The sequence below is a fragment of the Pseudoalteromonas sp. ASV78 genome, from assembly GCF_047806705.1.
GTDB classification, from domain to species: domain Bacteria; phylum Pseudomonadota; class Gammaproteobacteria; order Enterobacterales; family Alteromonadaceae; genus Pseudoalteromonas; species Pseudoalteromonas prydzensis_A.
Genome location: NZ_JBLOPA010000001.1, coordinates 3,519,923 through 3,546,709 on the forward strand (window position 1 = coordinate 3,519,923; position 26,787 = coordinate 3,546,709).

At 41.5% G+C, this 26,787-nt stretch carries 16 protein-coding genes; 14 read left to right on the forward strand and 2 right to left on the reverse strand.

Annotation, left to right across the window (positions count from 1 at the left end; genetic code table 11):
- Positions 1 to 646: 646 nt before the first annotated feature.
- The 5 genes from ACMVDV_RS16020 (at position 647) to ACMVDV_RS16040 (ending at position 9,087) form a co-directional block, all read left to right on the forward strand.
- Complete coding sequence (locus ACMVDV_RS16020; protein WP_416158783.1) at positions 647 to 1,813, forward strand: nucleotide sugar dehydrogenase; 1,167 nt, start codon at positions 647 to 649, stop codon at positions 1,811 to 1,813.
- Between the two features lie 313 nt (positions 1,814 to 2,126).
- Positions 2,127 to 3,131, forward strand: coding sequence for an NAD-dependent epimerase (locus ACMVDV_RS16025; protein WP_416158784.1), 1,005 nt, complete (start codon positions 2,127 to 2,129; stop codon positions 3,129 to 3,131).
- Between the two features lie 584 nt (positions 3,132 to 3,715).
- Positions 3,716 to 4,627, forward strand: coding sequence for a UTP--glucose-1-phosphate uridylyltransferase GalU (galU, locus tag ACMVDV_RS16030; RefSeq protein ID WP_416158785.1), 912 nt, complete (start codon positions 3,716 to 3,718; stop codon positions 4,625 to 4,627).
- Between the two features lie 472 nt (positions 4,628 to 5,099).
- Positions 5,100 to 7,256, forward strand: a complete 2,157-nt coding sequence (locus tag ACMVDV_RS16035; protein WP_416158786.1) for a YjbH domain-containing protein — start codon at positions 5,100 to 5,102, stop codon at positions 7,254 to 7,256.
- 241 nt (positions 7,257 to 7,497) lie between these two features.
- The gene (locus ACMVDV_RS16040) at positions 7,498 to 9,087 is read left to right on the forward strand and encodes a hypothetical protein (protein ID WP_416158787.1); all 1,590 of its coding nucleotides are present in this window, start codon (positions 7,498 to 7,500) and stop codon (positions 9,085 to 9,087) included.
- Between the two features lie 233 nt (positions 9,088 to 9,320).
- Here the strand turns inward: ACMVDV_RS16040 and ACMVDV_RS16045 are convergent, their stop codons facing one another.
- Positions 9,321 to 10,700: an MBL fold metallo-hydrolase RNA specificity domain-containing protein gene (locus ACMVDV_RS16045; protein ID WP_416158788.1), complete on the reverse strand. Its 1,380-nt coding sequence runs from the start codon at positions 10,698 to 10,700 to the stop codon at positions 9,321 to 9,323.
- A 622-nt stretch (positions 10,701 to 11,322) separates the two neighbouring features.
- On the opposite strand from ACMVDV_RS16045, the gene ACMVDV_RS16050 reads away from it, so the two are divergent.
- The 8 genes from ACMVDV_RS16050 (at position 11,323) to ACMVDV_RS16085 (ending at position 24,126) form a co-directional block, all read left to right on the forward strand.
- Positions 11,323 to 11,802, forward strand: a complete 480-nt coding sequence (locus tag ACMVDV_RS16050) for a DUF721 domain-containing protein (RefSeq protein WP_304182761.1) — start codon at positions 11,323 to 11,325, stop codon at positions 11,800 to 11,802.
- A 472-nt stretch (positions 11,803 to 12,274) separates the two neighbouring features.
- Positions 12,275 to 14,983: a preprotein translocase subunit SecA gene (gene secA, locus ACMVDV_RS16055; RefSeq protein ID WP_416158789.1), complete on the forward strand. Its 2,709-nt coding sequence runs from the start codon at positions 12,275 to 12,277 to the stop codon at positions 14,981 to 14,983.
- Positions 14,984 to 15,221: 238 nt separating this feature from the next.
- A complete protein-coding gene (mutT, locus tag ACMVDV_RS16060) occupies positions 15,222 to 15,617 on the forward strand; it encodes an 8-oxo-dGTP diphosphatase MutT (protein WP_416159106.1) in 396 nt (131 codons plus the stop codon).
- Between the two features lie 631 nt (positions 15,618 to 16,248).
- Complete coding sequence (locus ACMVDV_RS16065) at positions 16,249 to 17,793, forward strand: methyl-accepting chemotaxis protein (protein ID WP_416158790.1); 1,545 nt, start codon at positions 16,249 to 16,251, stop codon at positions 17,791 to 17,793.
- Between the two features lie 174 nt (positions 17,794 to 17,967).
- Positions 17,968 to 20,037 carry a M13 family metallopeptidase gene (locus tag ACMVDV_RS16070; protein WP_416158791.1) on the forward strand — a complete coding sequence of 690 codons (2,070 nt, stop codon included), beginning with the start codon at positions 17,968 to 17,970 and terminating at the stop codon, positions 20,035 to 20,037.
- 362 nt (positions 20,038 to 20,399) lie between these two features.
- Entirely contained in the window at positions 20,400 to 21,281 is an 882-nt protein-coding gene (locus tag ACMVDV_RS16075; RefSeq protein ID WP_416158792.1) for an NTP transferase domain-containing protein, read from the forward strand.
- A gap of 49 nt (positions 21,282 to 21,330) precedes the next feature.
- Positions 21,331 to 22,404 carry a phosphotransferase enzyme family protein gene (locus ACMVDV_RS16080; protein WP_416158793.1) on the forward strand — a complete coding sequence of 358 codons (1,074 nt, stop codon included), beginning with the start codon at positions 21,331 to 21,333 and terminating at the stop codon, positions 22,402 to 22,404.
- Positions 22,405 to 22,749: 345 nt separating this feature from the next.
- Positions 22,750 to 24,126 carry a Gfo/Idh/MocA family protein gene (locus tag ACMVDV_RS16085; protein ID WP_416158794.1) on the forward strand — a complete coding sequence of 459 codons (1,377 nt, stop codon included), beginning with the start codon at positions 22,750 to 22,752 and terminating at the stop codon, positions 24,124 to 24,126.
- Between the two features lie 369 nt (positions 24,127 to 24,495).
- On the opposite strand, the gene yjgA is transcribed toward ACMVDV_RS16085, so the two are convergent.
- Positions 24,496 to 25,023 (reverse strand): ribosome biogenesis factor YjgA, encoded by a 528-nt coding sequence (gene yjgA / locus ACMVDV_RS16090; RefSeq protein WP_304182753.1) that lies wholly within the window; start codon positions 25,021 to 25,023, stop codon positions 24,496 to 24,498.
- A gap of 145 nt (positions 25,024 to 25,168) precedes the next feature.
- Between yjgA and pmbA the strand changes: the two genes are divergently transcribed.
- Positions 25,169 to 26,518 (forward strand): metalloprotease PmbA, encoded by a 1,350-nt coding sequence (pmbA, locus tag ACMVDV_RS16095; protein WP_416158795.1) that lies wholly within the window; start codon positions 25,169 to 25,171, stop codon positions 26,516 to 26,518.
- Positions 26,519 to 26,787: the final 269 nt, after the last annotated feature.

Genomic DNA, 26,787 nt, shown 5'->3' on the forward strand with positions numbered 1-26,787 from the left:
GTTCTAGGTTCTAAAAACACAGGTTGTAGACTTAACTTTACTTTTTCGGTGTAGCGCGAAGCGCCTCGGTGCTCTCGGTGGTAAAAATTGTTTAAGTAATTTATTCACAAAGAGGTTAAGAGGGCGCTGCGCTTTAGAGGTTAAAGGTGCTAGGGAAGGTATTGGGTACTCGTTGCTCGAAGTCCGTGGCATTTTTTCCTCTCATTTACACTCATTCACTTCTCTTTGTGCAAATGGTTTTTAAGTGATTTATTCACCACGGAGGGCACTAAGTTCACAGAGGAAGAAATTAAAGGTTGAAGGTACTAGGGAAGTGACTAGGGGCTAGGGAATTGACTGGGGTTAGGCTTAACTTTACCTTCTCGGTGTAGCGGGAGGCGCCTCTGTGCTCTCGGTGGTAAACTTGTTTTTAAGTGATTTATTTACCACAGAGGTTGTAAGAGCTAGGTAAGTGACTAGGATCTAGAGCCAAAAACCTAGCACCTATATTTTAAAGCGTAGGCGGGGCTTTACGCTGTGCGGTTTAGATTGCCTAAACGTAAGGGCTGTAGTAAGAGAACTCCTACATAAAGCCATTTCCACATTTTCTCTCATTCATTCCTCTTTGTGTTAAAATGCCTTAGTTGAGATGTATTGGAATATTAAAATGAAAATTGCTGTAGTAGGTACAGGTTATGTAGGCCTGTCTAATGGAATATTACTTGCGCAACACAATGATGTTGTAGCTCTTGATATTGATGAAAATAAAGTTGCGCTTTTAAAAGATAAACAATCACCGATTGTTGACGTTGAAATAAGTGATTTTTTACAAAATAAACAATTAAATTTTACCGCGACCACAAATAAAGAGTCAGCACTGGTTGGCGCTGAATTTATCATTATTGCTACACCTACAGATTATGACCCGGTTACTAATTATTTTAATACCAATAGTGTTGAGTCGGTTATTAAAGATGTAATGAAAATTAACCCAATGGCTACCATGGTTATTAAATCAACCGTACCAGTTGGATATACGCAGTCGGTTAAAGAAAAGTTTGGCACTGATAATGTAATATTTTCGCCAGAATTTTTACGTGAAGGTAAAGCATTGCATGATAATTTGTATCCATCTCGCATTATTGTAGGGGAGCAAAGTGAACGTGCTAAAACGTTTGCTAACTTGCTTGCGCAAGGTGCGATAAAGCAAAATATTGAGATTCTGTTTACTGACTCAACAGAAGCTGAAGCAATCAAGTTATTCTCAAATACTTACCTAGCAATGCGTGTTGCTTACTTTAATGAGCTTGATAGCTATGCCGAAAGCCATGGTTTAAACGCGAAGCAGATTATTCAAGGGGTAAGTTTAGACCCACGTATAGGTAACCATTATAATAATCCTTCATTTGGCTATGGCGGTTATTGTTTACCTAAGGATACCAAGCAGTTGTTAGCTAATTACAAAGATGTGCCAAATAATATGATTGGTGCCATTGTTGATGCTAACACTACCCGTAAAGATTTTATTGCCGATTCAATTATTAAGCGTAACCCTAAAATAGTTGGTGTGTATCGCTTAGTTATGAAAACAGGTTCAGATAATTTTAGAGCATCCGCAATCCAAGGTATTATGAAGCGTATAAAAGCGAAAGGGATTGAAGTTGTTATTTACGAGCCGACTTTAAGCGACGAAGCATTTTTTAACTCACGCGTTATCAAAGATTTTAATGAATTTAAAGAATTGGCTGATGTGATTGTGTCTAATCGTATGGCTGATGAATTACTTGATGTTGCAGATAAAGTTTATACTCGTGATTTATTTGGTAGTGATTAAAATAGAGGTCAAAGGTTAAAGGAATTAGGTGCTAGGGAAGTGACTAGGTACTAGGCTATAGCTAAGCTTGACACATATATTGTTGTTTGCAATTTTTGTAGAACCTAGAACCTAGAACCTAGAACCTAGAACCTAGAACCTAGAACCTAGAACCTAGAACCTAGAACCTAGAACCTAGAACCTAGAACCTAGAACCTAGAACCTAGAACCTAGAACCTAGAACCTAGAACCTAGAACCTAGAACCTAGAACCTAGAACCTAGAACCTAGAACCTAGAACCTAGACCCTAGACCCTATTTTCAAAAGGATTAATATGAAGTATTTAGTAACGGGCGCTGCAGGCTTTATAGGAGCAGCCACATGTCAAAAACTATTAGCAGCTAATCATACTGTAGTAGGTATTGATAATTTAAATGATTATTACGATGTAAACTTAAAATTTGCTCGCTTGGCCCAATTTGAAAACCATAACGATTTTACTTTTATCAAAATGGATATTGCTGATCGCTCTTTGATGACTGCACTTTTTAAAGAAGAGCAGTTTGACCGAGTTATCCATTTAGCTGCACAAGCTGGTGTACGTTATTCGATAGAGAACCCTGACGCTTACGCAGATTCAAACTTAGTTGGTCATTTAAATGTTCTTGAAGGTTGTCGTCATAACAAGGTTAAACATTTGGTTTATGCATCATCTAGCTCTGTTTATGGGTTGAATGAAAAAACACCATTTGAAACTACGGATAGTGTTGATCATCCTGTATCGTTTTATGCTGCAACTAAAAAAGCCAATGAGTTAATGGCACACAGTTATTCGCATTTATATAACTTACCAACAACTGGCTTACGCTTTTTTACAGTTTATGGCCCTTGGGGTCGCCCAGATATGGCACCTTACATTTTTACAAAAAAAATACTTGCTGGTGAGACCATTGATATTAATAACAATGGCGATATGTGGCGTGATTTTACCTATATTGACGATATTGTTGAGGGGGTAGTTAGAGCTGCCGATGTTGTACCTGCAGCTAATGCTGATTGGAAAGTTGAAACTGGTTCACCAGCAACAAGCTCGGCACCATTTAAGGTTTATAATATTGGTCACGGAAGCCCTATTAATTTAATGGAATTTATTTCATCTATTGAGTCTGCGTTAGGTATTGAAGCTAAAAAGAACTTCCGTGAAATGCAAGCTGGTGACGTTTATAAAACCTATGCTGATACGCAAGACTTATTTGCAGCAACAGGTTATAAACCAGCCGTAGGCGTTGAGCTTGGTGTTAAAAACCTAATCGACTGGTATAAAGATTTTTATAATTAAAAGATAAAGACGTTAGATATAAGAGCCGTGGGCTTTGACCAATATAGCTAAGAGCTGCGCGAGGTAAACTCCGGTCTACGGCTACGGGTTGGCATCGGAGTTTAAATTTATGCCGCGCGGTTTATTAAATTCATGGTTAAAGCCATTTCCTACAGGGTTTAAATTTATCGTAGGAGCCGGCTTCAGCCGCGAAATGTTTTAAAGGTTCTAGGTTTTAGGGAAGAAACTAGGTTCTAGGTGCAATTAGCCCGTGGCTCGAAGCCCGCTGCATTTGTCTTCTCTTTGTGCAAAATGGTTTTTAAGTGACTTGGTTCACAAAGAGGTTAAGAGACGCTGCGCTTTAGAGGGGGAAGATTCTAGGGAAGTGACTAGAAGCTAGGTGTTTTCATAGCACGAAGCTCGAAACCCGTCGCCCGCGGCTTTCTCTTTTCTTTTTGCAACTAGTGTTTATAATTTTGCCGAAGCCCGAAGCCCGAAGCCCGAAGCCCGAAGCCCGAAGCCCGAAGCCCCCTCATTCACTCCCTATAAAGCTTTGTGCTGTTAGATTGGAACTAATTGATTAAACATTAAATAAAGGACTAATTATGAAAGCTGTTATCCCTGTTGCGGGTCTTGGTACACGTATGTTGCCAATGACTAAAGCTATTCCAAAAGAAATGCTCCCTTTGGTTGATAAGCCACTTATTCAATATATCGTTAATGAGTGTGTTGCGGCGGGTATTAAAGAAATAGTACTTGTAACTCACAGTTCTAAAAATGCGATTGAAAATCACTTTGATACTAGCTTTGAGCTTGAGGCAACACTGGAAAAACGCGTAAAACGTAAGTTACTTGATGAAGTACGCTCTATTTGCCCGCCTGATGTAACTATTTTACATGTGCGCCAAGGTGAAGCTAAAGGTTTAGGCCATGCTGTATTGTGTGCTAAGCCAATCATTGGTGATGATGATTTTGTAGTTTTATTACCCGATGTAATCCTTGATGCATATACAGCGAACCAAAAAACCGAAAACTTAGCTGCGATGATTACACGTTTTAAAGCAACATCAGCTAGCCAAATTATGCTTGAACCAGTGCCAGAGCAAGATGTTAGTAAATATGGTATTGCGGATATCGATGGTGCTGTAATTACAGCTGGTGAAAGTGCGAAAATTAAAACTATGGTTGAAAAACCAAGTGTTGGTGACGCGCCATCAAACTTAGCTGTAGTTGGCCGCTATGTACTTTCAAAAACTATTTGGCAATTACTTAGTAAAACTCCTGTTGGTGCCGGTGGTGAAATTCAATTAACTGACGCTATTGATATGCTGATGAAAATTGAAACGGTTGAGGCATTTCACATGAGTGGCCGCGCCCATGACTGTGGCGATAAATTAGGTTATTTAAAAGCGATTGTTGAATACAGCATGCGCGATGAAAACTTAGGCACTGACTTTACAAGTTTTGTAACAGAGTTAGTAAACCCTAACAAACCAAGCCATTTAAAGGCAGTGTAAGATTTAGGTTAAGAGCTGCGGGCTATGGGCGTCGGGCTGCGGGGAACACTTAGCCCCTAAACCTGCGCGAGGTAGCATTGGTGCTTGGGCTTATTGTAGGCGCGGCTTTATGCCGCGTGGTTTTAATGTCTTCTCGGTGGTAATCTTTTTTAGCGATCTATTCACAAAGAGGTTAAGAGGCGCTGCGCTTTAGAGGAAGATATAAATAGGTATGTTTTCTCATTTACCCTCATTGTCTTCTCTTTGTGCAAAATAGTCTTGTTAGCGGAGTTGTGCCGCGCGGTTAGGATTGGTGTTTTAATTTATAGTTGATAAATGTTAAAACCTAAATTCTTGTAACTTTCACCTTTCCCCTTTAAACTTTGCCCTAGAACCTAGAACCTAGAACCTAGAACCTAGAACCTAGAACCTAGAACCTAGAACCTAGAACCTAGGAATTGATGGATTTAATAATACTAACTCGGATCACACCATGCCTAAATTGAATACGTTGTTTTTAAGTTGTGCTGCTGCATTGAGCTTGCCTGTTGCCGCTGATGAGGTAAAGCATTTCCAGTCTTTCGCAGGTTATACCGGGTTGGTTAACACTCCTAATGCTGAAGTAATGGATGCTGGCGTGGTAGATGTTGGTTACAATAACCAACTTGACTTGCGTGGCCGAGAGTATATTGATGGTCATAACTTCATCTTTTCAGCCGGCTTGTTTACAGGCCTTGAAGTTAGTGGCCAAGTTGGATCTAACTCTATCCACGATAATTTATTTTATTCTGAGGGTAGAGGCCAAATTCGTGATTTATCCTTTAATGCTAAATACCAACTACCTTACATACCAAAAGATTGGTTGAGTGTTGCTATTGGTATGAAAGATATTGGTGGCGCGGCAAATAACTATAAAACAATTTACGCTGTTGCCTCAAAAGAGTGGTGGGATTTTAGATTTAGTGCGGGGGTTGGGTCAAGCGATCGTATTACTGGCCAGATGGACGGTGCTTTTGCAGGTATTGAATGGCAACCGTTTAAATGGTTTAGTGTACTCACTGAATACGACTCTGAGGCTGTTAATGCAGCAGCGCGACTAACCATACCAAAAGAGTGGTTATATGATATTGGTGAAATTACTCTAACCAGCCGTTTTTATAGCAATACTGAATTTTCTGAAGATACCAGCAATTATTGGGGTATCAACTTTACCTTACCACTGAGTGATGAGGTAGGTTACCAGCAGCCCGTTAAAGCTGCACCCGATGTGCAAAATAATACTGCTAATGGACCTGTTGCAACTAAAACCGCGGCATCTATTAATCCTGATGCTGTAAAAATACAAACGCGAAATGATTACACTTTACCTACCGTTAAGCCTGAAGTAGGTACTACTGCAAAGATTACAAATAATACAGGGCAACAAGCTGAATTAAGCCAGTTGAATTCTCAATCTGTTAACTTGAAGTTAGCATTAGTGGAAGATGGTTTTGAAAATGTTAATGTTGCCTTTAACCATAATAATCAGTTATTTGTTAAATTTGAAAACTCAATTTTTAACCGTAACGATATTGATGCCTTAGGATTGGCGTTAGGGCGTGTTGCTGAGCTAATAACACTTGAGGGTGTTGAATTTAGCGTACAACTGAACAAATATGATTTAGCATTACTTAATGTTGTTGGTACCGTTGATAATTACAAAGAATTTATTACTAACAATATTTCGCCTGATTTATTAATTACCCAAGGGGCAGCTCTAGAGCCAAATGGTTTGGTTTGGGTAGGAACGACAGATGCTAACTCGCCATACTTTAAGCCGCGTTTAACGATAGCGCCAACCATAAGTAATACCTATGCAACTGAGCTTGGAGTATTTGATTATTCTGTTGCAATTAGAGCCGATTTAGAGGTGCCTTTATGGCAGGGCGGCGGCGTTATTTTAGGTGGCCAAGTTAACGTTGCCAACAGTGATGATTACGCTGAAAATAAACCGTTTAAAAACTACCGGAAAGAAACTCAGTTTGATCGCGCTTTGTTTTACCAAACTTTTGAGCTACCGTTTGGTTTTTACAACCAAACCCAAGTTGGCTATATCAAAGATTTTTATGATTACCAAGGTATTAGTAATGAAACAGCTTGGTTAAGTGAAGCGGGTCGACATAAAGTAAGCTTTAAATTTGGCTCCTTCCAGTACCAAGATTACCGCGGCAGCCGCAGTTACCAAATGTTTAATTATCAATATAACTGGGTAGAACAAGATATTACCTTGCATGCCCAAGCTGGTGATTTTTGGTATGAAGACAGTGGTTACAAGTTAGAATCTCGTTTTTGGTTTGGCGATAGCTACCTCGCTGTTTTTTACGAAGATTCTAGCGCTCAAAAAGCCGGCGCAGCGTTTAGTATTCCATTATCACCACGAAAAGATATGTCTGTTACTCGCTTTGGGCAAGTTAGAGGCACTGAGGCTTATCGCCATAGTATTAGTACTCAAGTGGGTAACTCAAAAAACCGATTAGTGTTTAACCAGTTATACGCACCAAGTTCAACGGTTGACCTAGATAAAACATTCTTTAACCAAGGTCGCTTATCGAGCGATTACGTTTATAAACATCTACCAAGGTTAAAAGAAGTGTATTTAAAATATCGGTAACAAATTTTTATTAGACTAACTATTGTACAAATATGTAGTTAGTCTATATTATGTAACGAACTGATTAATTACTATAGAGCGCTTAGCTCTATTTTTGGCAAAAAGTAAAAAATGTTGTTTTTTTGCTCTTTTTTGTTGCGTTATGGCTATACTTTTCTAAAGTAACCGCTAATATTGTAACGAGTATAAAAAACCTTATTTATTTATTGATTGTTTATATAAAGGAATAAAAGGACTCCCTATGTTTACTAACAAAAAATCGCTATTAGCATTGTCTATAGCTTCTGTATTTGCTCTATCTGGTTGTTTTAGTGACGACGATGGTAACGATTATGCACCACCTGGACCAGGGCCTGATCCTGAAGTAGTTGTTCCACCTGAAGCGCCAGTTGCGCTTACATTTGTTGTAAGTGGCTCTGTTGTTGATAGTGAAGCGAATGTAATTGACGGTGCGACTGTTAAGTTTTTGGAAGGTGGCGCGCCATCAACTAATATTGTTGATGTTAACGGTGAGGATGCGCAAACAATAGATACTGCTGAAGAAGGTGGTTTCATTGTTACTCTTAAGAATGGCTCAGCAACTACAAATGTAACTGCAATTGTCTCTGCCGCTGGCTATTCTACTAAAGCATTCAATCTTGATCTATCTAATGAAGATGACTTTGATGTTTTAACAGCTCAATTTGTACTTACTGGTACAGACGCAGAAGGCTTAGCTGCTGATACTGAAACGTCTACTGCTATCAGTGGTTCAACAACTACTGCTGCAATCTCTGCTGATGCTACACCTACAGGTGGAACATCTCTTGCCACTGCAACTTTACCTAGCGGTATTACTTTACAAAATGCAGCGGGTGAGGCGATTACTGGTGATTCTGTAACGCTAAGTGTTTTAGGTACGGATCCTGCGTCACCAACTAAAGGTGCCGTTATTCCTGAAGGCTTAAATGCTAATAACACTAGTACAAATGTTGCTGTTCCTGTTGCTTTAGCTGATATCAACCTGCTAGTTGGTGAAACTCCAGTTAAGAAGTTCGCTGGTGATACACTAAGTGTAACGCTTGCTGCTCCTACAGATTTAGCTGCTGGTGAAACTTTAGCTGTTAGTTCATTCAATGAAGACACTGGTGAGTGGGCTCAAGATAGCTTTGCTGTAACTCAAGGTACTGGCACTGTAAGCTTTGACACTGATCACTTAACTTGGTTTGCAGTAACTCGTAATGCAGCTGTGTGCGCTAGTGATATTGCTACTAATGTGACTGGAACTGTTCCTGCAGGTGGTTTGCTATACACCGCAATATCAAGTGATGGTTCACTATCGGGCATTCTACCTCCTGGATCTACTACACGCACATTCATTAAAGCTAATCAAGCTACGCGATTTGGTATTTATGCTGGTGCAACTGCTCGTGTGAAAGTATCGGACCGTGAAGGTGGTGTATGGTATGATTCGCAAACAGAAGTTAATATTTGTGGTACTACAGATGTTACTGTTACTGCACCTTTTACCTTAGTAAATAAAGAATTAACTTTATCAGGTGTGTGTGCTAACGATACTGATGTTGCAGTGGATGTGAGTAACTCAACTGTTAAATATCGCCGCGCTGGTAAGGGTATCAAGGCTGCTCTTAAAGATGCAGATGGTAACTTCCAGCTTACTAACCTACGCGAAGGTGAGAACTACGAAGTGACAGTTAACTTCCGTGGTTTACCTCTTAATGGTGACAACACATTCACTATCGAAGATGCAAATGCTGACGCATTAACCCAAGAATTCCAGTTTACTTGTCCTACAAGCACTGGCGGTACTGGTGGTACTGGCGGTAACTAATTTTTGTTAGTTCCTTATAGGGATTAAGCCTAAAAGCCGCATTTATGCGGCTTTTTTTATGAGTCAAATTACATGTAATTTGACAAAACTTAGTCCGTTGAACTTGAAGTAACTAATGATGTAATAAATAATTTCTTAAAACTTAAAACTTAAAACTTAAAACTTAAAACTTAAAACTTAAAACTTAAAACTTAAAACTTAAAACTTAAAACTTAAAACTTAAAACTTAAAACTTATTCCCCAATTTCAATTTTAACTCCCTCTCCTAGTACCTCTCGATACTTCTGCGCTAATGCCTGCTTTGCATCATCATCGCCGTGCACTATTTTTATCAAGTTTGGCTTTTTACGCATACCCGTTACAAATTTTATTAACCCAGTTTGATCTGCGTGGGCACTGTAGCCACTAATGGTGTGAACTGCGGCGTTGATGGTGATTTTGCGGTCATTAATATGCACATAACCATTATTTGGTCCATAGGTTTGAATATCGCGGCCAAGCGTGCCGCGGCCTTGGTAGCCAACAAAAATAACGTCGGTAGTTTCATCAGGTAAAAATCGCTCTAGGTAATTAACAATTCGTCCGCCGGTGCACATGCCGCTGGCTGCAAGGATAATTGCTGGTTGCTTGCGGTTGCTTAAATAATTAATCACGGCGATATGCTCTTTGTGGCTATCAATTGTATGCAGCTGTGTAAAGTTTAATGGGTGACGGCCTTTGGCTAGACGTTTTTTAGCTTCATCATCCCACAGTGCTTTGAAATTACGATATTCAGTAGTGAAGTTTGCCGCCATGGGGGAATCTACAATAACTTCTAAACTGTGCCAAGGTGAGTTTTTAGCTGCGTTGTGAATTATTTGCTCTAGCTCATAAAGTAATTCTTGCGTGCGGCCAATGCTAAATGCCGGCACTAATACCACGCCATTATCGGCCACTGCTTTTTCAATTACTTTTTTCAGTGTTTGGGTGCGTTCTTTGCGGCCCTGATGGTTTTTATCACCATAGGTTGATTCAATCACCAGAGTATCCGCTTTATAAGGCGCTTTTGGTGACGGTAATAATGGCGTATGCGGTGCTCCTAAGTCACCAGAAAACACCACTCGATGGGGATTTTCCTTGTTAGCTTTAGTTACTATATCGATTTCAACATAAGCTGAGCCTAAAATATGCCCAGCGCGTTGCAAGCGTGCTTTAGCCGTTGGTTTTTTGTTGGTGGTGGGTAGATTAAACCAACAATTAAATTCGATAGCGACAATACGTTTTGCGAGTAAACTTAAGCAAGCATTGATGATTTTTTGATCCCGCGTGACGCCAACTTTAAGTGCATCTTCAATCACAAGTGGCAATAGACTTGCCGATGCCTTTGAAGTAAAAATAGCGCCAGCGAAACCAGCTGCAAATAAGTAAGGTATGCGGCCAACGTGGTCAATATGACAATGTGTAACGATAAGCGCGGTGACGGTCGATATATCAAAGTCGATAGCTAAGCTTGGCCCTGCGTCTTCACCTTGAAATAACCCGCAGTCAATCAACACCGACGAGTGTTGGTCATAATCTAGTTGATGGCAAGAGCCTGTAACGCCATTCACCGCTCCATGGTGGATAATTCTCATAGTTGATCCTGCTATATTTAAAATTATATAAATTAGCAACAAGGTTAGGATAAAAGTATCAAAATTAAAAGGTTAAAGGTATTAGGGAAGTGACTAGGTGCTAGGTTTTAGGTACTAGGGGAGGCGCGGCTTTATACGCGCTGTTGTATTTAGACGTTAGATTATAGATGTTAGATTTCAGGTGGAGCTAATCTTTAGCCTTTTATTTCTCGGTGTAGCGCGAAGCGCCTCTGTGGTGAACATAATATTGCGCGAGGTAAACTCGCGCCTACGGGTTAACATGGGTGTTTGGATTTGCGTAGGCGCGGCTTTATGCTGCGCGGTTTATAAAATTCATGGCTAAAGCCATTTCCTACGTCGTCGATTGAGGTTGGTTAAATACCAAGAGCTGCGCGAGGTGCTGTGGTCAAGTAATTCCGCCTACGGGTTGGCGTAGGCGTTTGAATTTGCGTAGACGCGGCTTTATGCCGCGCACGTTGTGTTGAGGCGTTAGATTTCAGGTGTGGCTAATCTCTACCTTTAACCTAGCACCTATTACCCAGTATCTTTCATTTCTCGAGGTAGCTTTAACCTTTGCATTCAATTAAACTCAATCTCTTCAATGTAACTTTTGGTGTTTTGCATGGCTAAAGATAGGTTCGCGCCAAAACCTTTAAACGATATTATGGCTGGCCTTAGTGGTCGCTTGTCGTCGTATGCTGGTAAAAGCCAGGCATTGGATAAACAACAAACGCTATTGAGTGAATTTTTGGGCGCTAATTTAGGTGGAAAATGTCGCGTTAGTAATTATCGCGATGGTACGCTGATGATTGAGGCGGTATCAGCGCCAATAGCACTGCGGTTAAATTACTTAAAAATGGATATGCTGTCACACTTTCGCAGTGCCGGTATGGCAGAGCTTGGGCAAATTAAAATTACCGCTAACCCACAAGCCAGCCAACGGTTAAGCCCAAATAATGCAACAAAAACAGCAAACGCTACCCCCGCAAAAAAACTCCCGATGAGCGAACAAACAGCTGATTACCTTAATGCGATTGCACAAAGTGCACCACCGTCACTGAAAGAAAAACTAGAACGACTCGCAAGGCATGGTAAAAAATAAAGGTTTTAGGTGCTAGGAAGACAAAGGTACTAGGAAAAGTTTGCCATGTATATTTAGTTTTCAACTATATTGAAGAACCTAGAACCTAGAACCTAGAACCTAGAACCTAGAACCTAGAACCTAGAACCTAGAACCTAGAACCTAGAACCTAGAACCTAAGTTTTTTTCACCTCTTGATTTTTTATCATTTACCTCCATATCTTCAAAGTTAATGGTGTTTCATAGCCTTAATTAAAGTAATGTTTACGGCTTATGGTAAATTTTCTTGCAGAAAACTGATATCTTAACTACGCGATGGTTTGATGTTTCGCAGAGTCTGGTATAGTAGCGCACGTATTGAACGCTGTATTTCACAACGTTTCTCGAAATTGCTAATTAATATGTGCTCGTGTGAGTAATCTATTAATTAGTAATTATAAAAATGGGTTAGCCGATAATCGGCTAGCAAAGAACACATTGTAACGGTTTTATCATGATATCTAATTTATTTACCAAGATTTTTGGTAGTCGCAATGACCGCACTATTAAAAACTTAAGAAAGACGGTCGCGCTGATCAACGCGCTTGAAACGCAACTTGAAGCGCTTTCAGACGCAGATTTAAAAGCCAAAACAGCAGAGTTTAGAGAACGTTACGATAACGGACAAAGCCTTGACGATATCCTGCCAGAGGCATTTGCCGTGGTACGTGAAGCATCAAAGCGTGTAAATGGCATGCGTCACTTTGACGTACAGCTACTAGGTGGCATGGTGTTACACCAAGGCCGCATCGCAGAAATGCGTACTGGTGAGGGTAAAACCCTTACAGCAAGTTTACCTGCATACTTACGCGGTATTACGGGTAAAGGTGTTCACGTAATTACTGTGAATGACTACCTTGCTAAGCGTGATGCTGAAACTAACCGACCATTATTTGAATTTTTAGGTTTAACTGTTGGCTGTAACGTACCCGGTATGATGCCACAACAGAAAAAAGAAGCCTATGCCGCTGATATTACCTACGGTACTAATAACGAATTTGGTTTTGATTATTTACGTGACAATATGGCGTTTAGCATCAACGAGCGCGTACAACGTCCGCTTTACTATGCGGTAGTCGATGAAGTTGACTCAATTTTAATTGATGAAGCCCGTACTCCACTGATCATTTCCGGCCCTGCTGAAGATAGCTCGCAGTTATATGCTGAAATTAATACCATTGTCCCTTTACTTGAATTACAAGAGAAAGAAGACGAAGAAGGTGTTGAAGGCGACGGCGATTTCACCATTGATGAAAAAGCCAAGCAAGTTCATTTAACTGAACGCGGCCAAATCAAAGTTGAAGAGTTATTAACAGAACGTGGTTTGATAGCAGAGGGCGACTCGCTTTATTCTGCTGCGAGTATCACGCTACTTAGCCATATTTATGCGGCATTACGTGCCCATAAGCTGTATCAAAAAGACATTGATTACGTTGTAAAAGAGAACGAAGTAATCATTGTTGATGAACACACTGGCCGTACCATGGAAGGGCGTCGTTGGTCTGAAGGTTTACACCAAGCTGTTGAAGCAAAAGAAAATGTAAAAATTCAAAACGAAAACCAAACGTTAGCGTCAATTACATTCCAAAACTACTTCCGTATTTACGATACCCTTGCCGGTATGACTGGTACTGCCGACACTGAAGCGTTTGAGTTTCAGTCAATTTATGGTCTAGATACTGTTGTTATGCCAACTAATAAGCCGATGATCCGTGAAGATCGCGCTGATTTAGTGTACTTAACACAAGAAGAAAAATACGAAGCCATTCTAATCGACATTAAAGATTGCCAAGAGCGCGGCCAACCAGTGTTGGTGGGTACCATTTCAATCGAAAGCTCTGAATATTTATCGCAATTTTTACGTAAAGAAAAAATCAAGCACAACGTACTTAATGCTAAATTCCATGCCCAAGAAGCAGATATCGTTGCCGATGCTGGTTTACCAGGCACAGTAACCATCGCAACTAACATGGCCGGTCGTGGTACTGATATCGTGCTAGGCGGTAACTGGAATAGCGAAGTTGAAAAACTTGAAAACCCAACTGACGAGCAAATCAAAGCGATTAAAGAAGCATGGCAAATTCGTCATGATGCTGTAATTGCCGCTGGTGGTTTACATATCATTGGTACTGAGCGTCACGAATCACGCCGTATCGATAACCAGCTACGTGGTCGTTCGGGCCGTCAAGGCGACGCCGGTTCAAGCCGTTTTTACCTATCAATGGATGACGCGTTAATGCGTATCTTTGCTGGTGAACGCATGACTAATATGATGCGTAAACTGGGCATGCAACGTGGTGAAGCGATTGAGCACCCGTGGGTTAACCGTGCCATTGAAAACGCGCAACGTAAAGTTGAAGCACGTAACTTTGATGTGCGTAAACAATTACTTGAATACGATGATGTGGCAAACGACCAGCGTCGTGTGGTTTATTCACAACGTAATGAATTGCTTGAAGAAGGCGATATCTCAGAAACGATCACGGTTATTCGTGGTGACGTATTAGGTAATATGATCGACCAATACATCGCACCGCAAAGTTTAGCTGAAATGTGGGATATCCCAGGTCTTGAAGAGCGTTTAAAGCAAGACTTCTTAATTGAGCTACCGATTACACAATGGCTAGCTGACGATAACAAACTTTACGAAGAAAAGTTACGTGAGCGTATTGAAGAAGCCGTTGAGCAAGCTTATAAAGATAAAGAGCAGCAAGTGGGTGATTCTGTACTGCGCCAATTTGAAAAAGCGATCATGCTACAAAGCTTAGATCAACATTGGAAAGATCACCTTGCGGCAATGGATCATTTACGCCAAGGTATTCATTTACGTGGTTACGCGCAAAAGAATCCGAAGCAAGAGTACAAGCGTGAATCGTTTGAACTGTTCTCAGAAATGCTTGAAAACCTTAAAATTGATGTAGTAAGCATTTTAAGTAAAGTACAAGTACGCGCTGAAGAAGATGTTGAAAAAGTAGAAGAGCAACACCGTAAGAGTGAAAATGCACCGCGCGAATACCAACATGAAGAAGTTGAGCATGTAGGCGGTGAAACACCACAAGATGCCGTTGTATCTGCACGTGTAGAGCCAAAAGTTGGCCGTAATGAACCATGCCCATGCGGCTCAGGTCAAAAGTTTAAACAGTGTTGTGGTAAGTTAAAATAAGCTGTTTTAATACTGAAAAAGCGACGCTTGCGTCGCTTTTTTGCTTTTCGGAATGTGGTGAAAGGTTAAAGGTTAAAGGTGCTAGGAAGATAAAGGTTCTAGGGAAGAGACTAGGATCTAGAACCTAGAACCTAAAACCTAAAACCTAAAACCTAGAACCTAGAACCTAAAACCTAGCACCTATGTTTTAAAGCGTAGGCGGGGCTTTATGCCGCGCGGTTTTGATAAAGGTAATATGATGACGAAAAAAATTGTGCATGTAGCGGTGGGGGTTATCAAAGCAGATAACACACTATTTATCTGTAAGCGCCCTGAAGACAAACACCAAGGTGGTTTGTGGGAATTTCCGGGCGGCAAAGTAGAAGCTGGTGAAACCGTATTCGCAGCACTTAAACGTGAGCTCCAAGAAGAAGTTGGCTTAACAATTAATAGCTCAAGCGAGTTGATGGTGATTGAACATGATTACGGCGATAAGTGCGTCAAACTCGATGTGCATTTAGTCACGGATTTTACTGGCCAAGCCCATGGCGCCGAAGGCCAGCAAAGCGCTTGGGTCGCAATTGCTCACTTAGACGAATATAACTTCCCCGCTGCAAATGTAGAAATTATCGAAAAAATAAAAACGCAGTGTTGATCGTGCTTAGATTTACGTAGACGGGGCTTTATGCCGCGCAAGTTGTATTTAGACGTTAGATTATAGATGTTAGATTTTAGGTGGAGCTAATCTCCAATCTTTAACCTTTCATTTCTCGGTGTAGCGCTAAGCGTCTCTGTGGTGAACATAATATTGCGCGAGGTAAACTCGCGCCTACGGGGTTAGCATGGGTGTTTGGATTTGCGTAGGCGCGGCTTTATGCCGCGCGGTTTATAAAATTCATGGCTAAAGCCATTTCCTACAGGGTACTCCCTCGTAGGAGCCGGCTTTAGCCGCGAAAGGTTTTTAGTGATTTATTCACAAAGAGGTTAAGAGGCGCTGCGCTTAAGAGGTAAATAAAGGAGCTAGGGAAAATGGCTAGGAGCGCGTTGCTCGAAGCCCATGGCTTTTGTTTTCTCATTTACCCTCATTGTCTTCTCTTTGTGCAAAATGGTCTTGCTAGCGGGGTTATGCCGCACGGTTTATAAAATTCATGGCTAAAGCCATTTCCTACGTTTGGTACAATTTGTTTGTGGCAGCCAGCTTTAGCTGCGAAAGACGTTGTATTTATATGATACTGTGTTGTGTTTTTTATACTATATTTTAAGCGTTGACAATTTAAGGAATAAATATGCGCGAAAATCTTCCCGTCACTACGACAGAAAGAACTTTTCCTAGTGGCTCTAAACTCATATCTGTGACTGATTTAAAAGGTCAAATTGTTGATTGCAATGATGAGTTTGTTGCCATAAGTGGTTTTACTAAAGAGCAATTAATTGGTCAACCACATAATATTGTGCGGCATCCAGACATGCCTTCTCTTGCTTATAAAGTGATGTGGGAGCATTTAAAGGCGGGCAAACCTTGGATGGGCTTAGTTAAAAACCGTTGTAAAAATGGCGATTTTTATTGGGTTGATGCTTATGTCACCCCTGTGACTGAGCGCGGTAAAGTGACTGGTTATGAGTCAGTACGCTCATGCCCTAGTCGAGTTGATGTAAAACGGGCTGACGCATTATATAAAAATATAGTAAATAATAAACAGCTAAGCTTGCCTATTGCAGTAGAGAATATTGCCTTAATAATTGCCGCTATTATAGCGCTGCTGTTATTTGCGATGGGCTGGCAAAATGCGGCGTTATTGCTATTTATTGCTGCGACATTAAGTTATGCAATATGGGGGCAAATAGCTAAAAAACGCTTGGTGCATGCACTTAATGAAATGTTATCAGGCGCGTTTTCTCATTCGCTGGCGGTTAGCAGCTATACCGATGACACGGGTGACTTAGGCTATTTAAAAGTGGCAATCAAAAGCCAGCAAGCGCACTTAGGGGCGGTGATCACCCGTATTGAAAATGAGTCTAAGAATGTGTCGCAGCAGTCTGATATTGGCGAGCGCTTAACTAAAACCATGCTTGATAAAATTGAGCAACAGCAAAACGAAACTATGCAAGCCGCAGCGGCCATGAATCAAATGGCTACAACTATTGCTGATGTGGCTAAACATGTTGCTGATACTGCATCGCATGCCGATATTGCTAACGAGTTGACTATTAAAGGCGGGCAAATTGCCAATGCCACACAGCAAGCTATTGAACAGCTACGCGACACAGTTGTTGAAATAAGCGAGTCGGTACAGCGTGTGTCTGAGCAAACTAAAAATATTGCTGAAGCAGCACAAATGATCGAGCAAATTGCTGAGCAAACAAATTTATTAGCACTGAATGCTGCCATTGAAGCGGCACGTGCTGGTGAGCAGGGACGTGGTTTTGCGGTGGTGGCCGATGAGGTTCGTAATTTAGCTAAACGTACTCAAGACTCAACTAAAGATATTTATGACATAGTGAATGAGTTAACAACACGGGCAACGCGTGCGGTGGATGTTGCCGAAAAAGGTGGTAAAAATGCCGAGCATGGTTTGACTCAAGTGCTGCAAAGTAGCGAAATGCTTAAAGGTGTATCTGAAGCGGTAAGTGAAATTGCCGGTATGTCGACCCAAATGGCAACGGCTGTTGAACAGCAGTCACATGTTGCTGAAGATGTGAATCAGCAAATTCTACGTATTTCAGAGCTAGCTAACCACAGTTTTACGGATGCAAAAGATACTGCAGCTGCTATTTCATTACTAAAAACAGTATCTGAGGCACTGCACGAGTTAGTGGTGAGATTTAAGTAAAGGGGATTATGCCTGGCTGGATAATAGATAACGATTTTAGTGTTTTGATACGAATTGTTACATATTCAATTTTATTGTTGCTGCGATGAGGTTTATGATGGGATCAGCGAGCAGCTTATTATTAAGCTGCTAGAAGGGTTTGTATGCTCAACAATAATGATTTACGGGACTCCCATGAAAAAAATATCACTCACTGCAGCAAGTATTGCCCTTGCGCTGGGCCTAGTTGGTTGTGGTGAACAACAACAAGCCAAAGCGCCGGAAACGGTTGCTACTAGCGCACCAGTAGAGCAGCTCAGTTCAGGCATTGAATTAGCTAATATAGACAAGTCGGTCCGTGCACAGGATGACTTTTACTATCACGTAAATGGCCAATGGTTGGCTACCACTGAAATCCCAGGCGATAAATCAAATTACGGTTCGTTTTCACAGTTATATGATGATTCGCAAGCAGCGATGAAAACAGTGCTTGAAAAAGCGGCTGCGAATACAGCGGTTAAAGCTGGCACTGATGAATATAAACTTGGTGCGTTTTTCAAAAGCTACATGAATGAAGCAAAACGTAATGAGTTAGGTATTACACCGCTGAATGCGCCTTTAGCGGCAATTGATGACGTAGAAAACAAGTCTGATTTAGTGGCGCTGATGGCGAAAATTCGCATGCAAGGTGGTGCAGTGCCATTTGGTTGGTATGTAAATAACGATGCTAAGAACTCAAGTGAAAATGCATTATATGCGTATCAATCAGGCCTTGGCTTACCGGATCGTGATTATTATTTAAAAGACGACGAAAAGTTCACTAAAATTCGTGCCGCATACCAAGTATACATTGCTGACGTTTTAAAACGCGCAGGTGTAGAAAAGGCCGATGCAGCCGCAAAAGCAATTATTGCACTTGAAACCAGTATTGCAGATGCGCAGTGGACGCGTGTTGAAAGCCGCGATGCGACCAAGTCATATAATAAAATGAGTGTGAGTGATGCGAGTAAGCTAACCGGTGAGTTTGATCTTGTCGAATACTTCAAAGCGTCTGGTGTAAACGTACAAGATATTATTGTTAGTCAGCCAAGCTACTTTGAAAAATTTGCCGATATTTATAAAGCGACAGATTTAGCAACGTGGCAACAGTACTTAAAATTTCACTTAGTCAGCAATTATGCCGGTGTATTAGATAAAGAGTTGGTTGATTTAAACTTTAACTTTTACAGCACTACATTACGCGGTGTAAAAGAGCAAACTCCACTTTGGAAGCAAGCTGTAGATGCCTCTAATGAAGTGTTAGGTGAAATTTTAGGTAAGGTATACGTTAAAGAAAACTTCCCACCTGAAGCTAAAGCGCGCATGGAAGAGTTAGTTGATAACGTGATCAAAGGCTACGGCGTTGCGATTGAAAACCTAGAGTGGATGAGCCCAGAAACCAAGCTCGCTGCGAAAGAAAAACTCGACAAATTTACCCCAAAAATTGGCTACCCAGATAACTGGAAAGACTATTCACAGTTAAGTATTAATGCCGATGATTTAGTTGGTAACTATATTCGCCATAGTGAATGGGCTTATGCCGATATGATTGACAAGCTAGGTAAGCCAGTTGATCGCTCAGAATGGCATATGACACCACAAACAGTGAATGCTTACTACAATCCTGTGAATAACGAAATTGTATTTCCAGCGGCCATTTTGCAACCACCATTTTTTAACTTAGAAGCGGATGATGCGGTTAACTACGGTGCAATTGGTGCGGTAATTGGTCACGAGTTAGGCCATGGTTTTGATGACCAAGGTGCGAAGTATGATGGTGATGGTAATTTACGTGATTGGTGGAGCGAGTCAGACCTTAAACAGTTTGAAGCACGTACCGGCCAGTTAGTTGCACAGTATAACGAGTACCAACCGTTTGCAGATGCCAACGTTAACGGTCAATTGACCTTAGGTGAGAACATCGGTGACTTAGGTGGCCTAACGGTTGCTTTCACTGCTTATCAGCTATCGCTAGGTGGCGATAAAGCGCCAGTGATTGATGGTTATACGGGGGAGCAACGCTTCTTTATGGGTTGGTCGCAAATTTGGCGTCGTAAATACCGTGACGAAGAACTACGTAACCGCCTAATGACAGACCCTCATTCACCAAGTCATTACCGTGTGATCGGTATCTTGTCGAATATGCCGGAGTTTTATCAAGCATTTGACGTTAAAGAAGGCGACAAAATGTATATCAAACCAGCTGAACGCGTAAAAATTTGGTAATTAATTTTTATTAGTTTGCTGATTAAACGGTGGCTCAGGCCACCGTTTTTGTTTTGAGGGAAGTAAAAGGTTAAAGAGAAAGGGGCTAGGTTCTAGGTATCTAGATGCTAGAAGTAGGTGGGGCTTTACGCCACGCGGTTTATAAAATTCATGGCTAAAGCCATTTTCTACGTACAATTCCCTTGTAGGAGCCGGCTTTAGCCGCGAAAGGTTAAAAAAGGTACTGGATTGTTGTGATTCAATGCTAGGGAAGTGACTAGGTGTTAGGCTAGAACCTATCCCCTAAAACCTAGTTCCTATAGCTAGATCTGGCGGTTGAAACTGGTAAACTCTGATTTAGTCGTAGTAATAGTTGGTTAAAAATGAAAACTAAAAAACATCACTTAAGTTTAGTGGTTCTGGCGGGGGGCTTAGGTACTCGCTTTGGTGGCAATAAACAAATCGCTGAAATTACTGGCCTTGGTTGTACCATAATGGAGCTCAGTATTGCAGATGCTGTTGCGGCAGGAGTAACTCAAGTGGTATTAGTGATCAATCAGGCTGTGCGCAGCGAGATTGAGCAAGTGATTTTACCGCGCTTACCAACGGGTATAGATGTTGTGTTGGTTGAACAACGCATTGATTTAGTGCCAGAACAATTTCAACTACTTGCACAACAACGAGCAAAACCTTGGGGCACCGGACATGCTTTATTGTGCGCTAAAGATCATGTCCATAATCCTGCGATAGTTATCACAGCGGATGATTATTATGGCGCGTCGTCATTTTTATTACTTGCTGAACATTTTAAAACCCTGACCAGTTGGGCTATGGTGGGTTATCCAATTATTGATACTTTGTCAGATCAAGGGGGCGTGAATAGGGGCGTATGCCAGGTTAAAAATAACCAATTAGTTGATGTTGTTGAGTATTTAAATATTCAGAACGAGAACGGTCAAATAATGGGTGATAATCCGCAAGGAATTCGTGAGCAAATTGCCGCGGATGCGTTGGGATCAATGAGTTTTTGGGCCATTACGCCAACATTTTTTGATCGCTTAGGAACAGGCTTTGCTGAGTTTCTGCAAAAGTATGACAACGGTGTCAGAATGGAGTATTATTTACCGGATCAAATTCAACAAGCGATCACATCTAATCAACAAATAGTCACCATATATACCGCAAAAGAGTCGTGGTATGGAGTGACCTATAAGTCAGAATTACAGGATGTTACAGGTAAATTATATGAATTACGTCACGGATGAACTAGCCCCGATCTTGCCTTTTCCCGGGCACAACAATAGCGAAGTAAGTATGAAGTCAAATTCCATTGCGGTTTACTTGTCCCAAAGTTTTGGCCTTGGCAATGAAAAAGTCAGTATGAAACCAATTGGTAGTGGTCATATCAATACCACTATGTTGTTAACGGCACCAAAAAAATCATTAGTAGTGCAAAAGCTAAATACTGAGGTTTTTCCTGAGCCTGATATGCTGGTAAAAAATGCTCGTTTAATCGAGCGTCATTTAACTAAAAAACATCAGTCGGGTGATTATGATTTAGCGATTATTCGTCATGTTCCTACTGTTGAAAATAACTATTTAGTTGATTGTGATGACGGTGTTTGGCGTGCTCTCGAATTTATTGGCGGCAGTTATAGTGAAGATGTTGTGTTAAATGCTTCACAGGCACAAACTGCGGCCAATGCATTTGGCCAATTTGCTGTTGCCTTGGAAGATTTTGATGCCAAGCAATTGCATCATGTCATTCCTGATTTTCATAATTTGGCGATGCGTGCTGAAAAACTCAAAGCAGTGGTTGCAAGCGATCCGGTTAAGCGTTTAGCAAGTTGCCAAGCTGAAGTCGATTTTTGCTTTGCACAGTTTGGACTCATTGATGAGCTTAAATTGTTAGCAGGCAACGTACCCGTTAGACCTTGCCATAATGATACTAAAATCAATAATATGTTGTTCTGCAATAAGTCACATGATGCCAAAGCGGTGATTGATTTAGACACTTGTATGCCCGGTTATTGGTTATATGATTTTGGTGATATGGTACGGACTTTCTGCTCGCCAGAACAAGAAGACTCAACCAATTTAGACAATGTAGGTGTTCGCGAAGAAATCTTTGCGGCCGTGGTTAAAGGCTATGTTGAGCCTTTGAAGGATTTAATCACTGAGCAAGAAAAACAAAGCTTTTGGTTAGGCACTAAAGTAATGACCTTTATGATTGGCCTACGTTTTTTAACTGATTACATTGATGGCGATCATTACTTTTCAATTAAGCATGCTAATCATAACTTAGAGCGTGCGCAAAATCAGTTTGCTTTATATCGTGATATTCTTGCCAAAAAGAGCACACTGAAAGCCATTTTAAGAGATGTGTAATAAAGGTTAAAGGTTAAAGGTAAAAGGTAAAAGGTAAAAGGCGCTAGGAGCTAGGAGCTAGGGAAGTGACTAGGCGCCAGGTTTAACTTCGTTTTCTCGGTGTAGCGCGAAGCGCCTCTGTGGTGAACGTAATATTGCGCGAGGTAAACTCGCGGCTACGGGTTGGCATTGGTGTTTGCATTTGCGTAGGCGCGGTTTATAAAATTCATGGCTAAAGCCATTTCCTACGTCGGCGGTTAAGGTTAATGCTAACCCTTGCTTTTCCTCTGTTATCTATCCTTATCTACTTTACCTGATCCTCTGCTTTAGGTAAGTTGAGGTTAAGTAAATCCAAGGATAACAACAATGAAGCAGTTTAATCGTCGAGATTTTTTAAAAGCCGCCAGTGCAGCGGCTGCGGCTAGTGTGGTTGCAGGCTGTGCAAGTGGCGCTAATGGCAGTGCTATTGCTCCTGCGCAACAAGGGCAATCGATAATTGGCCTGATTGCACCAAAAATGGATGTCGTACGGGTTGGTTTTATTGGTGTTGGCCAGCGAGGCTTTGGCCATGTAAAACGTATGAGTCATATTGCTGGTACTGAAATAAAAGCGATTTGCGACACTCATAATGAAGTATTAGAACAATCTGCAAAATACCTTACCGATAAAGGGCTGGTAAAGCCTGCACTGTATACGGGTTCAGATAACGCTTACCAAGCAATGCTTAATCGTGATGATATCGATATTGTAATTATTTCCACCCCATGGAGATGGCATGCGCCAATGGCGATTGATGCTATGAACAGTGGTAAGCATGCTTTTGTTGAAGTACCGTTAGCTCTAACGGTTGAAGAAATGTGGCAAATTGTTGATACCGCAGAGCGTACTCAAAAGAACTGTATGATGATGGAAAACGTCAATTATGGGCGCGATGAGCTGATGGTATTGAACATGGTTCGCCAGGGCGTGTTTGGTGAACTGTTACACGGCGAGGCGGCGTATATTCATGAATTACGCTGGCAAATGAAAGAGGTTGAACATAAAACGGGATCGTGGCGCACTGCTTGGCATGCAAAACGAAACGGTAACTTGTATCCTACTCATGGCTTAGGCCCTGTGTCGCAATATATGAATATTAACCGTGGCGACCGCTTTGACTTTTTAACCTCGATGAGCTCACCGGCATTGGGTCGTAGTGCTTATGCAAAGAAAGAATTTCCAGCCGATCATCAACGTAATCAGCTTAATTATATTGCTGGTGATATGAATACGACTCTAATTAAAACAGTAAAAGGGCGCAGTATTATGGTTCAACATGATACCACCACACCACGTCCATACTCGCGTCATAATTTAATTCAAGGCACTAATGGTGTGTTTGCCGGTTTTCCAAATCGTATTGCGCTGGAAGATGGTGGTTCGAAGAGCTTCCATGAGTGGGATTACGAAATGGCTGATTGGTATAAAAAATATGATCATCCTCTGTGGCTGAAAATGGGCGAAGAAGCACAGCGTAACGGCGGTCACGGTGGTATGGACTTCTTAATGTTTTGGCGGATGATTTATTGCCTGCGCAATGGTGAAGCGCTCGATCAGGATGTATACGATGGCGCCGCTTGGTCTGTGATATCGCCGTTGTCAGCACAGTCAGTGAGTAATCGTAGTGCATCAATTGATATTCCCGATTTTACCCGTGGTGCATGGCAAAGTGCCAAACCGTTAGCAATTATAGGTAGAGAATAGAGCTGCTAGGGAAGTGACTAGGTTCTAGGAGCTAGGTAATAGGTTAAAGTTAGCCTCGGTGTTTGGATTTGCGTAGGCGCGGCTTTATGCCGCGCGATTGTAATATCTTCTCGGTGTAGCGCGAAGCGCCTCGGTGTTCTCTGTGGTGAATTTAAAATTGCGCGAGGTAAACTCGCACCTACGGGGGGCATTGGTGTTTGAATTTGCATAGGCGGGGCTTTATGCCGCGCGGTTTATAAAATTCATGGCTAAGTGTTTAAGGTTGATGCTGAGGACACGTTGAAGAGGTTACTCAGCAATAAACGGTAATTGCCTATAAATAGCGGGTGTTGATACCCAGACTGTATATAGGCTCACATTAAATGTAGTTTAGCGCATGATGCTTTCTTTAAGGTATTGAAATAGCTCTTTGTAGCCTTTAGCTGGCTTTTCAATTTTCACTTCTTTTGCAGCATTACGAATTAATTGTCGTAATTTTTGACGATCAATGGCCGGGTGTTGCTCTACGGTTTGGTTTACCAAATCATCACCTTGGGCAATTAAATCATCACGCAGTTGCTCAATCTTTTTAATCATCACTTCAGCTTGATTATTTTTATTAAGCATAATGTCGATAATAGCGTTGATCTCTTCGATATTTTCCACAGTTCGCAATGTTTTTGCGATGTAATTTAAGTGACGACGATATGCATCACTTTTGTTACTGATTTTGTCAGCAACAACCATTGCCGCTTTTAAATCGTCATTTAAGGGTAAGCGTTCACGCTGTTTTTTCCCCATTTTGGCAATTTCAGCACCTAACTGATGAAACTCTTGCGCTTCGCGCTTTAGCTCACTTTTTGATATATAGATAATTTCTTCTTCAATTTCAGCAGGCTTGCCTTTTTTCTTCGCCATGGGGTACTCATATGATAACGTTAACTGCAGTCATTATACGCCATTTAATTAATGATTAATATTAGCTGATGCAATGCAGTGAGTGTGTTAGCATTTAAGTATTATGATTGCGCCCGCAAAACGCTCCAAGCTCAGGACTAAAAAGATGAAAAGCCAACAGCAAGATCCTATTTACACTCAAATTTCTCAAATTAAAGATGCCGTTGCAGAAGTTTTAGAACACGCTAAAAAACTCGGCGCTACGGGTGCTGAAGCGGCTATGTCGAGTACCTCAGGTTTATCTGTCAGTACTCGCATGGGAGAAGTCGAAACAATCGAATTTAACCAAGATGGCGGTTTAGGGATCAGCGTCTATGTTGGTAATCATAAAGGCTCAGCATCAACGGCTGATCTAAATCCGAAAACATTACGCACAGTGGTTGAAAAGGCCATTGATATTGCCAAATTTACTTCAGATGATCCACATAATGGCGTCGCCGATAAAGACCTACTTGAGTTTGCCCCGCTTGATTTAGATTTATATCACCCCTGGGATGTTAGTCCTGAACAAGGTATTGAGTTGTGTCATGCGGCGGAGCAAGCAGCGCTTAACGCTGATCCACGCATTGTAAATTCAGACGGCGTAAGTTTTTCATCGCATCAAGGTTTACGCGTGTATGGCAATAGCCATGGTTTAATTACCGGCTACCCGCGCACGCGCCACAGTATTAGCACTATGGTGATTGGTAAAGATGGCGAGCAAATGCAGCGAGACTCAGCCTACACGGTTGCGCGTGATCAAGCCGGCTTAAAAGACGCGGCAGCGGTTGGCCTCGAAGCGGCTAGCGAAACCCTTGCTAAGCTTAATAGCCAAAAGTTAGGTACTATGAAAGTGCCCGTTGTTTTTCGCGCTGATATAGCTAATTCCTTGTTTGGTCACTTGGTGTCTGCAATAGGTGGTGGTGCGCTGTATCGTAAATCGAGCTTTTTGCTGGATAGTATTGGCACGCAAGTGTTCAATGACTGCGTTAATATTGCAGAGCGTCCGCACATTTTAAAAGGTTTAGCGTCGTCACCATTTGACAGTGAAGGGGTGAAAACCATCGACCGCGAAATCATTCAAGGCGGCGAGCTACAAACATATTTATTAGCGAGCTACGCAGCGCGTAAAATGAATATGATGCCAACCGGCCATGCTGGTGGTATTCATAACTGGTTAGTTGCACAAACTCATGCCGATTTGTCTGCTTTACTCAAAACAATGGGCACGGGTTTATTAGTTACTGAATTAATGGGCCAAGGGGTTAATACCGTAACGGGTGATTATTCCCGCGGTGCTGCTGGTTTTTGGGTTGAGAATGGTGAAATACAATATCCTGTAAGCGAAATTACCATTGCTGGCAAACTACAAGATATGTTTAAAGGTATTAGCGGCATCGGGGGCGACATAGAGCGCCGCGGTGGTATTCAAACCGGTTCGGTATTGATTGAACAAATGCAAGTAGCGGGAAGCTGATTGAAGCTTTAAACGATAAGCCGTAAGTCATAAGCTGCGCGAGGTAAACTCGCGCTTACGGGGTTAGCATGGGTGTTAGGGGTTACGTAGACGGGGCTTTATGCCGCGCATCAGCGGGAAAGGTTAAAGGTGCTCTAGGGGATATGCTTTTGTAGGTCGGGCTTTAGTCTGAAAAAATAAAATGTTCATTTTTTGGTTTCTCATTTACCCTCATTGTTTTCTCTTTGTGCAAAATGTTTATAGGTGCGGGTTTATGTCGCGCGGTTTAA

Bases quoted from the DNA above. Each gene is read 5' to 3' on its own strand.
- ACMVDV_RS16020 (WP_416158783.1), top strand. From the start codon at position 647: ATGAAAATTGCTGTAGTAGGTACAGGTTATGTAGGCCTGTCTAATGGA.
- ACMVDV_RS16025 (WP_416158784.1), top strand. From the start codon at position 2,127: ATGAAGTATTTAGTAACGGGCGCTGCAGGCTTTATAGGAGCAGCCACA.
- galU (WP_416158785.1), top strand. From the start codon at position 3,716: ATGAAAGCTGTTATCCCTGTTGCGGGTCTTGGTACACGTATGTTGCCA.
- ACMVDV_RS16035 (WP_416158786.1), top strand. From the start codon at position 5,100: ATGCCTAAATTGAATACGTTGTTTTTAAGTTGTGCTGCTGCATTGAGC.
- ACMVDV_RS16040 (WP_416158787.1), top strand. From the start codon at position 7,498: ATGTTTACTAACAAAAAATCGCTATTAGCATTGTCTATAGCTTCTGTA.
- ACMVDV_RS16045 (WP_416158788.1), bottom strand. From the start codon at position 10,700: ATGAGAATTATCCACCATGGAGCGGTGAATGGCGTTACAGGCTCTTGC.
- ACMVDV_RS16050 (WP_304182761.1), top strand. From the start codon at position 11,323: ATGGCTAAAGATAGGTTCGCGCCAAAACCTTTAAACGATATTATGGCT.
- secA (WP_416158789.1), top strand. From the start codon at position 12,275: ATGATATCTAATTTATTTACCAAGATTTTTGGTAGTCGCAATGACCGC.
- mutT (WP_416159106.1), top strand. From the start codon at position 15,222: ATGACGAAAAAAATTGTGCATGTAGCGGTGGGGGTTATCAAAGCAGAT.
- ACMVDV_RS16065 (WP_416158790.1), top strand. From the start codon at position 16,249: ATGCGCGAAAATCTTCCCGTCACTACGACAGAAAGAACTTTTCCTAGT.
- ACMVDV_RS16070 (WP_416158791.1), top strand. From the start codon at position 17,968: ATGAAAAAAATATCACTCACTGCAGCAAGTATTGCCCTTGCGCTGGGC.
- ACMVDV_RS16075 (WP_416158792.1), top strand. From the start codon at position 20,400: ATGAAAACTAAAAAACATCACTTAAGTTTAGTGGTTCTGGCGGGGGGC.
- ACMVDV_RS16080 (WP_416158793.1), top strand. From the start codon at position 21,331: ATGAAGTCAAATTCCATTGCGGTTTACTTGTCCCAAAGTTTTGGCCTT.
- ACMVDV_RS16085 (WP_416158794.1), top strand. From the start codon at position 22,750: ATGAAGCAGTTTAATCGTCGAGATTTTTTAAAAGCCGCCAGTGCAGCG.
- yjgA (WP_304182753.1), bottom strand. From the start codon at position 25,023: ATGGCGAAGAAAAAAGGCAAGCCTGCTGAAATTGAAGAAGAAATTATC.
- pmbA (WP_416158795.1), top strand. From the start codon at position 25,169: ATGAAAAGCCAACAGCAAGATCCTATTTACACTCAAATTTCTCAAATT.